General features: G+C 69.0%; 14 protein-coding genes. 5 read left to right on the top strand and 9 right to left on the bottom strand.

Annotated elements, in window-relative coordinates; all coding sequences use genetic code 11:
- Positions 1 to 11 precede the first annotated feature (11 nt).
- The 6 genes from AC5RV3_RS13115 to AC5RV3_RS13140 all read right to left on the bottom strand — a co-directional run bounded on the left by AC5RV3_RS13115 (position 12) and on the right by AC5RV3_RS13140 (position 6,422).
- Positions 12 to 1,817: an alkaline phosphatase D family protein gene (locus AC5RV3_RS13115; protein WP_494122507.1), complete on the bottom strand. Its 1,806-nt coding sequence runs from the start codon at positions 1,815 to 1,817 to the stop codon at positions 12 to 14.
- Between the two features lie 192 nt (positions 1,818 to 2,009).
- Positions 2,010 to 2,795, bottom strand: a complete 786-nt coding sequence (locus AC5RV3_RS13120; protein ID WP_494122508.1) for a hypothetical protein — start codon at positions 2,793 to 2,795, stop codon at positions 2,010 to 2,012.
- Entirely contained in the window at positions 2,792 to 3,343 is a 552-nt protein-coding gene (locus tag AC5RV3_RS13125) for an RNA polymerase sigma factor (RefSeq protein WP_494122509.1), read from the bottom strand. Before AC5RV3_RS13125 ends, AC5RV3_RS13120 begins: the two co-directional genes overlap by 4 nt.
- A gap of 74 nt (positions 3,344 to 3,417) precedes the next feature.
- Complete coding sequence (locus AC5RV3_RS13130) at positions 3,418 to 3,990, bottom strand: hypothetical protein (protein ID WP_494122510.1); 573 nt, start codon at positions 3,988 to 3,990, stop codon at positions 3,418 to 3,420.
- 190 nt (positions 3,991 to 4,180) lie between these two features.
- On the bottom strand, positions 4,181 to 5,848 hold the full coding sequence (locus AC5RV3_RS13135) for a thiamine pyrophosphate-dependent enzyme (RefSeq protein WP_494122565.1): 1,668 nt from the start codon (positions 5,846 to 5,848) through the stop codon (positions 4,181 to 4,183).
- Positions 5,849 to 6,143: 295 nt separating this feature from the next.
- On the bottom strand, positions 6,144 to 6,422 hold the full coding sequence (locus AC5RV3_RS13140) for a DUF3040 domain-containing protein (RefSeq protein WP_494111715.1): 279 nt from the start codon (positions 6,420 to 6,422) through the stop codon (positions 6,144 to 6,146).
- Between the two features lie 259 nt (positions 6,423 to 6,681).
- Between AC5RV3_RS13140 and AC5RV3_RS13145 the strand changes: the two genes are divergently transcribed.
- From AC5RV3_RS13145 to AC5RV3_RS13160, 4 genes are all read left to right on the top strand, one after another.
- Positions 6,682 to 7,212 (top strand): gluconokinase, encoded by a 531-nt coding sequence (locus AC5RV3_RS13145; RefSeq protein ID WP_494122511.1) that lies wholly within the window; start codon positions 6,682 to 6,684, stop codon positions 7,210 to 7,212.
- A gap of 87 nt (positions 7,213 to 7,299) precedes the next feature.
- Positions 7,300 to 8,706: a GntP family permease gene (locus AC5RV3_RS13150; RefSeq protein ID WP_494111717.1), complete on the top strand. Its 1,407-nt coding sequence runs from the start codon at positions 7,300 to 7,302 to the stop codon at positions 8,704 to 8,706.
- 61 nt (positions 8,707 to 8,767) lie between these two features.
- On the top strand, positions 8,768 to 9,541 hold the full coding sequence (locus tag AC5RV3_RS13155) for an SDR family oxidoreductase (protein WP_494122512.1): 774 nt from the start codon (positions 8,768 to 8,770) through the stop codon (positions 9,539 to 9,541).
- Between the two features lie 136 nt (positions 9,542 to 9,677).
- Positions 9,678 to 10,733, top strand: a complete 1,056-nt coding sequence (locus AC5RV3_RS13160) for an L-idonate 5-dehydrogenase (RefSeq protein ID WP_494122513.1) — start codon at positions 9,678 to 9,680, stop codon at positions 10,731 to 10,733.
- Here AC5RV3_RS13160 and AC5RV3_RS13165 read toward each other — a convergent pair.
- The 3 genes from AC5RV3_RS13165 to AC5RV3_RS13175 form a co-directional block, all read right to left on the bottom strand.
- Entirely contained in the window at positions 10,717 to 11,466 is a 750-nt protein-coding gene (locus tag AC5RV3_RS13165; protein ID WP_494122514.1) for a FadR/GntR family transcriptional regulator, read from the bottom strand. The two genes, AC5RV3_RS13160 and AC5RV3_RS13165, sit on opposite strands and share 17 nt — an antisense overlap.
- A gap of 428 nt (positions 11,467 to 11,894) precedes the next feature.
- Positions 11,895 to 12,680: an alpha/beta fold hydrolase gene (locus AC5RV3_RS13170; protein ID WP_494122566.1), complete on the bottom strand. Its 786-nt coding sequence runs from the start codon at positions 12,678 to 12,680 to the stop codon at positions 11,895 to 11,897.
- A 27-nt stretch (positions 12,681 to 12,707) separates the two neighbouring features.
- Positions 12,708 to 13,724 carry an NAD-dependent epimerase/dehydratase family protein gene (locus AC5RV3_RS13175; RefSeq protein WP_494122515.1) on the bottom strand — a complete coding sequence of 339 codons (1,017 nt, stop codon included), beginning with the start codon at positions 13,722 to 13,724 and terminating at the stop codon, positions 12,708 to 12,710.
- Positions 13,725 to 13,851: 127 nt separating this feature from the next.
- Here AC5RV3_RS13175 and AC5RV3_RS13180 point away from each other — a divergent pair, with 127 nt between their 5' ends.
- Positions 13,852 to 14,511, top strand: coding sequence for a pentapeptide repeat-containing protein (locus AC5RV3_RS13180; protein WP_494122516.1), 660 nt, complete (start codon positions 13,852 to 13,854; stop codon positions 14,509 to 14,511).
- Positions 14,512 to 14,567 lie beyond the last annotated feature (56 nt).

Below are 14,567 nucleotides of genomic sequence, written 5' to 3' on the forward strand. Positions count from 1 at the left end.
GCGCGATCGGACTATCGCGCGACCGGACTCTTCTGCGGCGCGATGGTCACGGAGGCGACCTCTTCCAGCCCCGGGTGCAGATCGTCGCCGTCGTGCACCACGCCCTTTTCCCACCAGATCCTCAGGCCGTCGGGGGAGTCCTCCAGGCTGGCCAGGTTGTTGTCGAACCATGGCCGCTTGAGGCCCTTCCACGTGAAAGGCGGATTGGGAACCTTGGCGCCGCGGGCCACGAGCGCCCCGACGGGAGCGGCGATGCCGTAGGACATGGCCGCGGTGAAATAGCGCAGGAAGCGGGGCAGCGGGTTGCGGACGGGGGAGCAGACGACCTGGACGATCCGGCTGCCCGAGTCGCGCACCACCTCCGTCACATACGAGAAGTGGACGTCGCCCGAGAGGAAGGTGACGGTCTCCGGCGCCGGTCCGCGTCTGCCGTCGGCCACCTCCTGCACCAAGGCTGCCACCTCGCGGAAGGTGCGCTGGAAGGCTGCCCAGTGCTCCAGGTCCACGGCACGCCGCAGCAGTTCGCCGGCGGCCGCCGGCAGCTTGCCCCAGGCGCCTTCGCTGAGCGCCTCGTTCCAGGACTCGATGTGGTGCAGGCCCGTGGGGAGCAGGAACGGCAGCGAGGTTCCGATCAGGAGGTGCTTGAAGCCGCCCTGGAGTTGGCTGTCCAGCCAGGCCATTTCTTCCTCGTCGAGCAGCGTCCGCCGTTCCGGTTGCAGGTCACGGGCCGCGCGGGAGTCGAGCACGACCAGCCGTGAACCGCCGATATCGCGGGTGTAGCTCCACCGGTAGGTGTCCGGCTGCCGGTCCGCCCGCTCCGCGAAAGCTTCCAGCGCGTCGGTGAGGTCCGGTTCTCCGCCGCCCGGGTGGTTCACCACCTGCTGCCACAGTTCGTCCTGGGCACGCTGCTCCGGGGACAGGTTGCCCAGATGCTGGTAGACCCAGTAGGACGCGAGGCCGGCGACGATCCGGCCGTGCCACCAGGGCTTCTTCTCCATCTGCCGCCGCCAGGTCAGCGAGGCGTTCCAGTCGTCGCGAATATCATGGTCGTCGAAGATCATGGCACTGGGCAGCGTGGACAGCAGCCACCGGTTGGCGCCGTCCGACCACGCGAGCATGTACAGGTGGGCGTACTCGGCGTAGTCCTTCAGCTCTTTGCCGGGTGGTTCCTTGATGTTCCGGCGGGCGCGGATGAACTCCTGCATCGCCTCGGACGTCGAGTCCGCATAGACCTGGTCGCCCAGGAAGAGCAGCAGGTCCGGCCAGCCGGGTTCCGTCCCGTTCCCGTCGAGGGCATAGGGATCGGCCCCGTCCGAGGCCCCGGCGGGGGTCCCCACTCCGGCGGGTGTCCCGTCTCCGGCGCGGCTCCCGGTCCCGTCCCCGGGCCGGGCCGTGCCGTTGGCGCGGTGCAGCGCGTACGCCCGCAGCGCGTCCACGCCGTGCTGCCTGTTGCCGGTCGCGTCATGCTCGACGCTGGTGCGGCAGGAACCGAAGGCCAGCCGGAGCGGGCGTCCGGGCGTGAGGGTGCGGATGACGGGCTCCGGGTACGGCGACTCCGGGTACGGCGACTCCGGCGCCGGCCAGGCCGGCACGCCGTCGACCTCCACACGATAGGGCGTAACGCTTCCGGGCTCCAGCCCCTCCGCCTCGACCAGCGCGTAGTGGTGGCCGCGCACGGAGAACGTGCCCGCCTGCCAGCTGCGTCCCTGAACCACGACGGCGACGGTGGCGGCTTCGCGGGTCTCCACCCAGATACTGGCTGACGTCTGGTCCACGTAGCGCAGCATCGGTCCAAGTACCAGCGGCGATGCGGTCATGAGTCCTCCTATCCGTCCCGACAGAACGGTGTCCCCTTGGCGCAACTCTGCCACTATCGCCCGATTGCGGAAAGAGGCTGTGTAGGGAGGATTCGTTACCGGCGTGAGCACCGCCGTCGTTATTCCCCGGCCGGGTGGCGACCGGTCAGCGCTCCGGTGACGGGATCGCCGGGAGCGCCGGGCGGTGGCCGGTCAGTGCTCCGGTGACGGGATGGCCGGGAGCGCCGGAAGGTGGCCGGAACCGGGGACGGGCAGGTCCTGGTCCTCCCGCGGGGCGCCCTTGCCGGGGTTGCCCTCACGTTGGCCCAGGGACGGCTCGGGCAGCCCGCCCTCCAACGGCGGAACGGCGGGGACCACGTCACGGGACGGCTTGCCCGGGGGACGTTTGCCATCCTGCCCGCCGGCATCATCGGAGCCCTTGGTTTTCTTCGCCTGGGGCCCAGGCTGCGGCCCGGGGGCGGCAGGACTTACCGGGGCGGCGGGACCGGCAGGGGCGTCGGTGCCGGCGTCGGCCGAGCCGGAGCCGTGTTGTTCAACCGAGACCTCGCCGTCCTGGACAGCGGGGACATCGGCGGGGACCCCGGGCACGCCGTGGTCCAAGGGACCTTGTCGACCGGTGTCGGACGGGGCAAGGAAGCCGACGACGTGCCGGACGGCCTGGTCCGCGGCTGCCCGGAAGTCAGGATTGGCGGCCGCAACGCCGGACATTCCCAGCCCGGTAGCGGCCACCGCGGCCGTGAGGACAAGCGCGCCGCGTACCGTGCGGCGACGCCGCAGCGGCACGACCTGTGCGCCCGCGGCCTGCACGCCGGCAGCCGGCGTCATGAAAGCCAGCACCTCGGGCGATGGAGCCGGTGCGGGGGCTTCCCCGGCGGCCCGGAGGGCCAGCAACGAGGACTCCAGCGGGTCAGAAGGAGCCAGCCCGGATTCGTCCAGCAGCTGGCGGACGGCGTCGTCGGACATCTCTGCGCTGTTCATACCAGGGCCTCCTTCCTCTCCAGAACGGATTTGAGTTTGAGCAGGGCACGCCGCTGCAATTGTTTGATGGAGCCGGTGGTCCGGCCCATGATTTCGGCAACCTGTTCGATCGACAGGTCGGCGACCACGCGCAGCAACAGCACTTCCTGCTGCTCCGGGTTCAGCTCTTTGAGCTGGCGTCCGACATCGCTCTCCGCGAGCGTATCCAGGACAGTTGTTTCGGCGGAGGCGACCGCGCGGGCATCGGCCTCCGGGTCGTAAGGCGACAGCACTGGCTGGCGGGCCCGGCGCCGGACATCGTCTACGTAGCGGGCATGGGCGATGGAGAAAGCCAGCGTCCGCAGCCCCTGGAATCCGCCGTGCACCGACTGGATCCGGGAGAAGAGGGCGAGGAATACTTCCTGCACGGCGCCTTCATGGTCTTCCAGGCCGCGCACCTTCAGGTAACCATTCAGTCCGGGAGCCAACGCGGCGTAGATCTCGCTGAACGCATCTGCATTTCCGGACTGCGCCGCGAACACGATGTCGTCGGAGAGTGATTGGGGCAAGTCGACGTTCTTTCAGACAGCGGGCGACGGGTGCGGCGCCACCAGTGTAGGCGCCGCACCCGGTACTGCGGGAATTACTGTCCGGCTTCTACCTTGACCGAAGCCGCACCACGGAGCTCGGCGCGGGTTTCCGCGGCTTCCGTGCGGGCGTCGATGGCGGCCTCGGCCTCCGCGTTGGCGGTGACGGGCAGCTCCGGGACGGCAGGGACGGCCGGAGTAGCAGGCACGCCGTCGGCACCCGGGATGGCCGGGGTTGCCGGGACAGCCGGAGCCACGGCGGCACCCGAACGCAGTTCGGCGGCTGCACCGTTCTCCTCGGTGCCGGCCTCTGCCTCTGCACCCAGCGCTGCCTCAGCCTCTGCTCCGTCTACGCCCGCGGTGACGTCGGCCTCGGCCTCGCCTGCTGCTGCGGACCGGACTTCCGGCACAGCGGGGGTGGCCGGGATGGCCGGGACTGCGATCTCACCCTCGTTGGCGGGGACGGCCGGGGTGGCCGGGACCGCGTCAGTGGTGACGGCGGTCTCGGAACCGCCGGCGGCGGTCAAGGCGGGTGCTGCCACGGCTGCTCCGGCGCCTCCGACGGCGATGACGGCGGCCAGGGCGGCTCCCTTGGCGGGCAGGCTAAGGGTGCGGAAACGGTTCGACATGGATCTCCTCAAAAGGTTGCTCGGCACGGCTGCGGTGCTGCCACCGCGGCGCGCCCTTACACCTGCCTAATCGAAGGGCGAGGGTGAAAGGTTACGCTTTCGTGATTTTTCGGGAGAAACATTTTTCACGGTAAACGCCGGTGGCCGGGGCATCACGCCCCGGCCACCGGCGTTCGACCAGCTGACGGACTCAGTAGGCCTTGACCCGCTGTTCGACCACCAGATGGATCAGCGCGAAGGTCTTGTCCTCGTCGATGGCCTTCAGCGCGGCCGCGAGGGCGGCAGGTACATCGGCGTCCTGCTCGACCTTCACCCCGAAGCCGCCGAAGGCCTGGGCCATCAAGGCGAAGTCGGGGTTCTTCAGCTGGGTGCCGGAGATGCGCTCGGGGTACCAGCGTTCCTGGTGGGTGCGGATGGTGCCGTATTCCTGGTTGTCCATGACGATGACCAGCGGGGTGGCGCCGTACTGGGCGGCGGTCGCCAGTTCCTGGCCGTTCATGAGGAACTCGCCGTCGCCGGCGATGGTCACCACGCGACGCCCCGGGTGGGCCAGCGAGGCGGCGATGGCCGAGGGGACGGAGTAGCCCATGGAGCCGTTGCGTGCGGACAGCATGGAGGCGTAGTCGTGCGTGGGGAAGTAGCGGTGCGCCCAGTTGGTGTGCTCGCCGGCGCCGAGGGTGACCATGGCGTCGCGCGGCAGGCCCGCGACCAGGTTGGCCATCATGGTGTCCATCCGCGCCGGCCCGTCGGTGGGCTCGGCCGGCGGCAGGGCGGCGAACTTGACCTGCTCGCCGCGCATGCGCTGGGTGAAGTCTTTCCACTCTTCCTTCAGCGGCAGGTCCATCATGACGAGGTCGCGGACGAAGACGTCGGGCTTGGCCACGATCTGGTAGGAGACGGGGCCGGAGCGGCCCCGCAGCGACGGGTCGATGGTGACCAGGAAGTTCTTCTTGGACCAATCCTGGCGGACCAGGAAGCCGTCGGTGATGACATCGCCCGGGACGGTGCCGACGAAGACCAGCAGGTCGGTTTCCTCGAGCAGGTCGTAGGTGGGCTTCGGCCGGCCGTAGCCGATCGGGCCCACATAGGAGGGGGAGTCGAAGGGGATGGTGCCCTCGCAGCGCCATTCGACGGCGGCCGCTATGTGGTGCTCCTCGAGCCAGGTCGTGAGTGCGCTGGACCCTTCCTGGGTCCAGTCATTGCCGCCCACCACGAACAGCGGCTTCTCGGCTTCCTTGAGCGCGGACTTCAGCGCCTTCCAGTCCGTGACCGTCATGCCGCCCTGCGCGACGGGGATGACCGGGTGCAGCGTGGCGTCCACTTCTTCGCGGATGACATCCTCGGGGAGGCCGACGACGACGGGTCCCGGCCGGCCGCTCATGGCAGCAAACATGGCCTCGGCGACGATTTCGGACGCCCGCTCGGGGTGGTCCAGCACCATGACCCGCTTGGCGCCGGTGTCGAACCAGGATTTGATGTCGAATTCCTGGAATGCTTCGCGGTCACGGTGCTCGAAGGGGATCAGGCCCACGAACAGCACCATGGGCGTGGCGTCCTGCCAGGCGGTGTGGAGGCCAACATGCGCGTTGGCCGCACCGGGCCCGCGGGTGACCATGGCGATGCCGGGCCGCTGGTTCATCTTTCCGTCCGTCTCGGCCATGTAGGCCGCGCCGCCTTCATGGCGGCAGACGATGGTGTCGATGCCGGAATTGTGGAGTCCGTCCAACACTTCCAAATAGCTCTCGCCGGGAACCACGTACGTTCGTTCGACGCCGTGCGCCATCAATGAGTCGACAATGATATGCCCTGCCGATTTGCGGACCGGCTGCTGCTGCGCTGCGACTGCGACCGCTTCCATTTGATCCTGTGTCACAGGAGACCTCTTTCACCTTTGAATCGAACTCGTCCGCGGCATTCTTCTCGTGCGGGTGCACGGTTCCCGATGAACGCGCTTGAGCAAAAGTACATGATGGGGTGTGTTATGGCAGCGTCCCTGTGACATGGCGAGGTAACGAAAGTGACGTGGTTCGCATCGTCCGGTCGGGGCGTGCAACCTAAGTTGGACTCCGGCGGCGCCCTCCGGCGCACAGGCCCGGCAGTGCGGACCCGCGGTGGGGCTTGTTCCAGGCCAGGGGTGGCTGCTGCGATCGTTCTCAGACGCGGCGGTGGCGGGACACGAAATCGGCGCAGCCGCGGATGGCACCCGCCGCCAGGCAGATCAGGCCCAGCATGGCCAGAACCAGCGCATTGCCCGCTATGCCGATGAACAGCAGGAGCGCGCCGGCCAAAGCGAGCAGGGTCGCCGCACCGACGATGTGGCCGAAGACCATCACGCCACGGGCAGACAGGGAACGGGCCAGGCGGGGGTCGTCGTTCTCCAGTTGCTGCCCCAGCCTGTCCAGGCGCTGCCGTTCGTCATCCGATAGAGACATTCCGACCTCCTCGGGCTCCGCGGCGCCGCAGCTGGTGCCGCGCCGGACACCGTATAAGACAAATGTAGCCTCGGGATGCCCTCCGGGGGTATGGGCTGGGGCCAAGCGAGGGCTGATTCGTTACCGGCGTGCCGGCGGTCCGGGTCGGTTTTGCTGGAGCCTCTCGGCCAGTGGTACCTTGATCCGGATAAATCTGATTTATTGACGAGAGATTGGTCACCAAATCAGATGTAATGAAGCGTCTGAGGAGTTCTGACCCATGTCTCTGCAATATCCCCCGCTGGTGGTCATGGGCGTCCAAGGATGCGGAAAATCTACGGTGGGCAGCGCCGTCGCCAAGCACCTGGGCGTGGAGTTCGTCGACGGCGACGACCTGCACAGCGCGGCGAACAAGGAAAAGATGGCCTCGGGGCACCCGCTGACAGACGCCGACCGCGAGCCCTGGCTGAGCGCCATCGGCCGCGTAATGGCAGACAAACTGGCGGACGGAACCTCAACCGTCGTCGCATGCTCGGCGCTGAAGCGCAGCTACCGCGACCTCATCCGCTCCTTCGCGCGGCAGACCCGGTTCATCCACCTCACCGGCAGCCAGGAACTGATTGCCGAGCGGATCAGCGGGCGCGACCACGAATACATGCCTCCGACGCTGCTGGATTCGCAGTTCCAGACGCTGGAACCGCTCGGCGAGGACGAGGCGGGACTTGTGGTCTCCGTCACCGATTCGCCCGAGGAGATCGCGGCGCTGGTGGAGAACTACCTGCGGGACCCGGCCGGCTCGGCGGGAAGCTAGCGCCGGCGGGCGGGAAGCAACTGAACCAAAAACTGAAACGGGAAAGCCGATAACCCATCGGACGACCGTCCGATACAACGAAGGACAATGATGACCGAACTCGAGCTCAACTGGACGTTGGGCACGGCGGGCCTCCTGCTTGTCGCCGTAGCAGCCATCGCGCTGCTGCTGGTGCTGATCATGCGGTTCCGCGTGCACGCCTTCCTGTCGCTGATTATTGTCAGCCTGCTCACCGCAGTGGCGACCGGCATTCCGGCCGCAGACATCATGCCGACCCTCCTCGGCGGCTTCGGCGGAACCTTGGCCAGCGTGGCCCTGCTGGTCGGCCTGGGTGCCATGCTCGGCCGCATGCTGGAGGTCTCCGGCGGCGCGGACGTCATGACGCAGGCGTTGATCAACAAGTTCGGTGAGAAGCGTGCGCCGCTGGCGCTCTCCGTGGCGTCGCTGCTGTTCGGTTTCCCGATCTTCTTCGACGCCGGCCTCGTGGTCATGCTGCCGATCATTTTCACCGTGGCACGACGCCTGGGCGGATCGCTGCTGACCTATGCGTTCCCCGCAGCCACCGCCTTCTCCGTCATGCACATCTTCGTGCCGCCGCACCCGGGTCCCGTGGCCGCCACCGGCCTGCTGGGCGCCGACGTCGGACTCGTCCTGATTCTGGGTCTGGTCATTGCCATCCCGACCTGGTACCTGGTGGGCTACCTGTTCGGCCACTTCCTGGGCCGCCGGTTCAACATCGCCGTGCCGGACATCCTCGATGCCCCGAAGGGTTCGGTGGAAAACGAATTCCGCTCCTCCCCGAAGCTGGGCACCATCTTCTTCCTGCTGCTGCTGCCGCTGCTGCTGATCTTCCTCAACACCGGCCTGAACATGCTCGCTACCGCGGAGGTTGTCTCGCTTGAGGACACCTGGGTGCAGGTCCTCCGCACGCTGGGTGAGACCCCGGTCGCGCTGCTGATCACCGTGCTCCTGGCCATGTGGCTGCTGGGCCACCGCCAGGGCAAGAAGCACAGCCTCGTCGAGACCGTGGTGGACAGTGCACTGGGCCCGGTCTGCTCGATCATCCTGATCACCGGCGCCGGCGGTATGTTCGGCGGCGTGTTGCGCTCGAGCGGCATCGGCAACGCGATCGCGGAGTCTCTGGACGCTATCGGCTTGCCGATCATCGTGGCCGGCTTCGTGATTGCCGCCGTCGTCCGCGTGGCGCAGGGCTCCGCAACGGTGGCGCTGACCACCGCGGCCGCTCTGGTCCAGCCGGTCGTGATGGGCAACCCCGAGTTCAACCCGGTGGAACTGGCCGCGATTGTGCTGGCGCTGGCCGCCGGCTCGGTGTTCGCCGGCCACGTGAACGACTCGGGCTTCTGGCTGGTCAGCCGGTTCTTCCAGATGGACACTAAGACCACGCTGAAGACCTGGACCGTGGGCCAGGCGCTGGTGGGCGTCGTCGGTTTTGTCCTGGCACTGGCCATCTACCTGATCGCCACGAACTTCTAGTACAACCTTGGACAACATGGACGGGGCGGCTGCGGCCGTCCCGTCCGCATTTGGAGCGTAAATGACTGTGAACCTGTTCGACATTTCCTCCCGGGTGGCGCTGGTGACCGGCTCCAGCCGCGGGATCGGCAAGGCGATCGCGCGCGGGCTCGCCGCCGCGGGCGCCGTTGTGGTGCTCAACGGGCTGGACGAGGAACGGCTGGAAGGCACCCGTGCGGAACTGGCCGCCGAGTTCGGCGGAGACCGTATTTTTGCCCGGGCCTTCGACGTCACCGACGCCAAGGCGGCGGCCGACGGCGTGGCCTGGGTCGAGCGCGAAGTGGGCCCCCTGTGGGTGCTGGTCAACAATGCCGGCGTCCAGCACCGGGTGCCGATGCTGGACCTGGACGTGGACGACTGGGAGCGCGTGCTGCGCACCAACCTGACCAGCGCGTTCCTGGTGGGCCGCGAGGCCGCCAGGTACATGATCGAACGCGGCGCCGGGAAGATCATCAACATAGCGTCCGTCCAGACCGACTTGGCCCGTCCGACCATCGCCCCCTACACGGCGTCCAAGGGCGGCATCCGCAACCTGACCCGGGCGATGACCGCCGAGTGGGCCAGCCAGGGACTGCAGATCAATGCGATCGCCCCGGGCTACATCCACACCGAGATGACCCAGAAGCTGGTGGACGACGAGGCGTTCAACTCGTGGATCCTGGGCCGCACCCCGGCGCACCGCTGGGGCACCGTGGAGGACATCGTGGGACCGGCCATCTGGCTGGCCTCCGACGCCTCCAACTTCGTGAACGGCCAGGTGGTGTTTATCGACGGCGGCATGACCACCGTCGTCTGACCCGTCTGACCGGTCTGACCGTTTGACCCGTCTGACCGGCCTGTGCCGCTGGCCCCGGTCCCCGGGCCGCCGGCGCAGGCACCCAAGGCGGCCCACCGCCGTCGTCGTTTTGCAGCACAATCGAAAGGCAGTTTCCATGACCTCCCTCCCAGCACAGTCCCTCGGCGTTGTGGCCCACGCGGCCGGTGACCTGCGGGTCGAACCGGTCGCGCTCGCGCCGGCCGGGCCGGACGAAGCCGTGGTCGAGATTGCCTACGGCGGCATCTGCGGGTCCGACCTGCACTACTGGCAGCACGGCGCTGCCGGCGAGTCCATCCTGAAAGCGCCGATGCTGCTGGGCCACGAAGTGGTGGGTACCGTGGCGGCGGCCGCGGCCGATGGCAGCGGACCGGCGGCGGGCACCGCCGTCGCCGTGCATCCGGCGACGCCCGGACCGGGTGACGGATCCAGGTATCCGGAGGACCGCCCGAACCTCTCGCCCGGCTGCACGTACTTGGGCAGCGCCGCACGTTTCCCGCACACCGAAGGCGCGTTCGCCCGCTACATCAACCTGCCCACGCGGATGCTGCGGGAGCTGCCCGCCAAACTGCCGCTGCGGCGGGCCGCCCTGGTGGAGCCGGCCAGCGTGGCCTGGCATGCCGTCGCGCGCGCCGGAGACGTGGCCGGCAAGCGGGCGCTGGTCATCGGCTGCGGTCCGATCGGCGCCCTGATCATCGCGGTGCTGAAGCGGGCCGGCGCGGCCGAGATCGTCGCCGTCGACATGCACGAAAAGCCGCTGGACATCGCCCGTGAAGTCGGTGCCAGCCGCACGCTGCTGGCGACCGATGCGGAGGCGATCGCCGGAGTGGAGGCAGACATCTGCCTGGAGTCGTCGGGCAACCATCACGGCTTGGCGTCGGCCGTGCGCGGTGCGGCCCGGGGTGGCCGCGTGGTGATGGTGGGACTGCTGCCCTCGGGTGAGCAGCCTGCGCTGATCTCGCTGGCGATCACCCGCGAGCTCGAGCTGGTGGGTTCCTTCCGCTTCAACGACGAGATCGACGAAGTGATCGCGGCGCTGGCCGACGGTTCCCTCTACGCGGACCCCGTGACGACGCACGAATACGCCGCGGCCGACGCCCTGGAGGCGTTCGGCATGGCGCGGGACTCGTCGCAGAGCGGCAAGGTGCTGCTGCGGTTCAGCGACGCGGAGTAGCCGCCGGTGCGGCGCCGGCGGCTTCGAACAGTCGCGGCTCGGACTCCCAGACGCTGCGTACTTCCTCGACGGTCCGCCGCATGATCTGGTCCATGGCCGCCCGGGCCGCTTCCGGGCGGCCGGACTGGATGGCGTCCGCGACGTCGACGTGCAATTGCAGCGCTTCTTCGTGCGGGTGCGCGGGCATCAGCCCGTAATCGGTGCGGCCGCGCAGCACCTCGGCGATCATCGAGTGCATCTGCGCGAACATCTCGTTGCCGGAGGCCGCCAGCACCAGCGTGTGGTAGTGGATGTCCAGCTCCAGGAACTGCTGCAGGTCGCCGGCCCGTCCCACGGCCCGCATCTTCGCCGCGACGGCCATGAGCTCCGCCGATATCTCCTGCGGCGAATGCTGCGCGGCCAGTTCGGCGGCGGCCGGTTCGACGGCGGAGCGCAGCTCGGTCAGCGAGCGCAGCTGGACGCCCTTGCCGTCCCCGGCCAGGCGCCAGCGGATCACCGAGGGGTCGAACTTGTTCCAATGCTCCGGCGGCAGTACCCGGATGCCGATGCGCTTGACCGACTCGACCAGCCCCAGCGACTGCAGCACGCGCACGGCCTCGCGCAGCACGGAACGGGAAACGCCAAGCTCGGCCTCGAACTGCTCGGCATGCGCGGTGGCGCCGGCCGCCAGCTCACCGGAGACGATGCGCTTGCCGAGCGTCTCGATGACGAGGCTGTGCAGGCGCGAACTCATGCGCGCAGAAGGGTAGCGGTCACGCGTTCATTCTATGGCGGCCGGGCGCGCAAACCCGGCTGTGTTGCGGGGCGCCGCCGAGGCCAACCGGCCGGATGCTAAGGCCTTCTCGGCGGAAGGATCGGCCCCGGGTCGGGGAAGGGGCCAGGCTGCGGTTGCGGCGGAAGGGGCTGTGGGCCCGGGTCCGGGGGCGGCTCCGGCCGTTCCGGGGCGGGCGGCGCGTAGGGGTCCGGGGTCGGCTCGGGCCGTTCGGGCCTGGGCGGCGCGAAGGGATGCGGATTCGGCTCCGGCGGGAACGGGTGCCTGGGTCCCGGCTCGTTCGGATCGTGTGCCGGCTCCGGCGGCGGTGGAATGGTCACGGCGTGCCTCCTTGGGCAGCGGTGCGGTAGGCCTGCTGCCTGCCACGCTACAACCGTGTCCCGGGCGTCTCAAGGATTGCTCCCGCTGTCCGTGACGAGGGTCAGCAAGTCCTCGGCGACGCGCTCGGGGGCGTCCCAGAGGACCGTGTGCCCAACCCGGGGATAGTGGTTGCGCCGGGCGGAAGGGATGGCGTCGGCGAGCACGTTCTGCTCGGCGGCGCTGAGCAGGTCGTCGTCGCCCCACACCACGAAGGTCGGTGCCCTGACGGCCTCCGGTGGCGGGGGTGCGGCCTCGGCGAGGCCGGCCAGCGTTTGCTGCCAGACGCGGGCGGGGATTTTGAGCGCGTCCGCCAGCACCGCCTCCCGGACGGCCGGGCCGGGGTCAGCCAGCAGAGTGAAGGACTCCACGAAGGCGCGGACGTCGGCGGGGTGGATGGGATCGCGGAACGCCTCGATCGTGGGGGCAAAGGGCGCGCGTCGCTGGTGCAGGCTCAGCGGGGAGCCGATGAGCAGGAGGGCCCGGACCCTCCCGGGCTGGTCGATGGCGAAACGCCGCGCGACGTAGCCGCCGCTGGAATGGCCGGCGATCACGGCCCGTGGGACGGCCAGGGCGTCCAGGACGTCACCGAGGTCGTTGCTGAAATCCTCCAACCGGTAGCCTGTGGCGGGCTTGTCCGAATCGCCGTGCCCGCGGGGGCTGAGCGCTATCAGCCGGAGCGATTCCGGTAACCGGCCGAAGAGCGGGACCCAGAACCGCCAGGAGTCCCCGTAGCCGGGAACCAGCAGAACCGGGGTGCCGCCGGGGAGCCGGACTCGGCATACGCCAAGCGGACTCCGTTGGCGAGACGAACGCAGCGTTGGCGGAGGTCCATGGTCAGACCCTCAGGAGCAGGGGTGCGCGATGGCCAGCAGCCGGCGCTCGTGGTCCGGCGCCAGGCCGGACTTACGCGGACGGTCGGCGCCGGCCGCCAGCTCCCACGCCAAGGTGTCGGCCAGCGTGTCCTGCAGCGGGCGCAAGGCCAGGCCGGCTGCCTTGGCGGCGGCGTTGCTGCGGGAGGCGAAGCCGGCGAACTCGGGCAGCGGCAGCCAGAGCGGCAGGGACCGCTCGCCGGCCCAGGGGTTGACGCCGGCCGCTGCCAGTTCCTCCTGGCCCAGGGACAGGACCGGCCCGGTATGGCCCGCGACCCTGCGCGCGGTTTCCAGGTGCCCGGCCAACGGAAACGCATCGCCCACCGCGTTGAAGTCACCGGCCAGTTGCTGTTCGGCTGCGGCGATGAGCCAGGCGGCGAGGTCCCGGACGTCGATGACCTGGGCGCCCAACTCCGGCGCGTCGGGAACCAGCACGGCGCCGTCCTCGGCCACGGGCCGGGCGAAACGCAGGGGCCAGTATCCGGTGCGGTCGGTGATATCGCCCGGACCGGCGATGAGGCCCGGTCGGACGATCAGGCTGCGGTCGGGGCCGAAGGCGCGCCGCACCGCCTGCTCGCAGGCGGCCTTCGCCTCGCCGTAGACGTCCGGAGACGTCATCACGTCCGAGGCCAAGGGCGGCAGCAGCCCGGCGGTTTCGTCGGCGCCCGGGGTGCCGTGGTCGGCGTAGACGCTGCAGGAGGACACGAAAACAAAGTGCTCCGCAGTGCCGGCCAGCGCGGCCGCGGCGCGGCCCACCTGGCCCGGCTGCCGGGAGACATCGAGCACGGCATCCCAGTGCTGGCCCGCGACCGTGTCCAAGCTGTCCGGGGCGTCCCGGTCCGCGCGGACCAGCCGCGCCCCGGGCGGTGAGGACCCCGATGTTCCGCGGGCCAGGCAGGTGACCCGGTGGCCGCGGCGCAGCGGCGCGGCGGCGGTTTCGTGTCCCAACCAGGCCGTGCCGCCCAGGACGAGTAGATGCATGCTGCCCATGGAACACCGTCCCAGGGACTTTGGGCACCGGTTGTTCGCCCAAAGCAGCGAGAACCGCCCGAATTCGTGTCCGGACCCCCCTTTGGCCGGGGCGCCCTGTGTCCGGAACTGCGTCTATGCTCCGTAGATGGCTAAACCCGACGACTTCATGCCGCGCCTCGACCCACCGGACCTGGGGGATCTGTCTCCCGGGCAGGCATCAGCCTTGGTTCCTGAGGCCCGCGTGGCAGGAAAGCGGTTTGCCGGTGCGGGAGCGGACGGCCTCCGGCTGGCCGGTGCGTCCTTAACGGAGTGCGAATTCCTGGATGTTTCCGCGGACAGTCTGGACCTGCGTTCTGCCGGTTTGGTGGACGTAACATTCGAGCGGCTGAATGCCCCGGAGTTCAGTGCGCCGCGCTCGCGCTTCCGGCGGGTGGTGATCGGCGGTTCACGCCTCGGCTCGGCCGAAGTCTACGAATCCGAGTGGGAGTCGGTGGAATTCCGCAACTGCAAACTTGGGTATGTGAATCTGCGCGGAGCCGAACTTCAGGACGTCGTGTTTGCCGGCTGCATCCTGGACGAACTGGATCTGGGCGGCGCGACCGGTCGCCGGGTGGCCTTTGAAGACAGCCGGGTCCGCCGGCTCGACCTGACCGGGGCGAAGCTGAAGCACGTCGACCTGCGCGGCCTGGAGATTCGCGAACTGGCTGGGCTGGAAGGCCTGCGCGGCGCGGCAATGACGCCCACCCAGATCAGTGAACTCGCCCCGCTGTTCGCCGCCCATTTTGGGGTCGTGGAAAAAACTTAGCCGCAATATACGGAATTGCCGCACCGAATTAATCCACAGTTCAGCTTTTTTCTGTT

It is taken from the genome of Arthrobacter sp. Y3221114, from assembly GCF_059092625.1.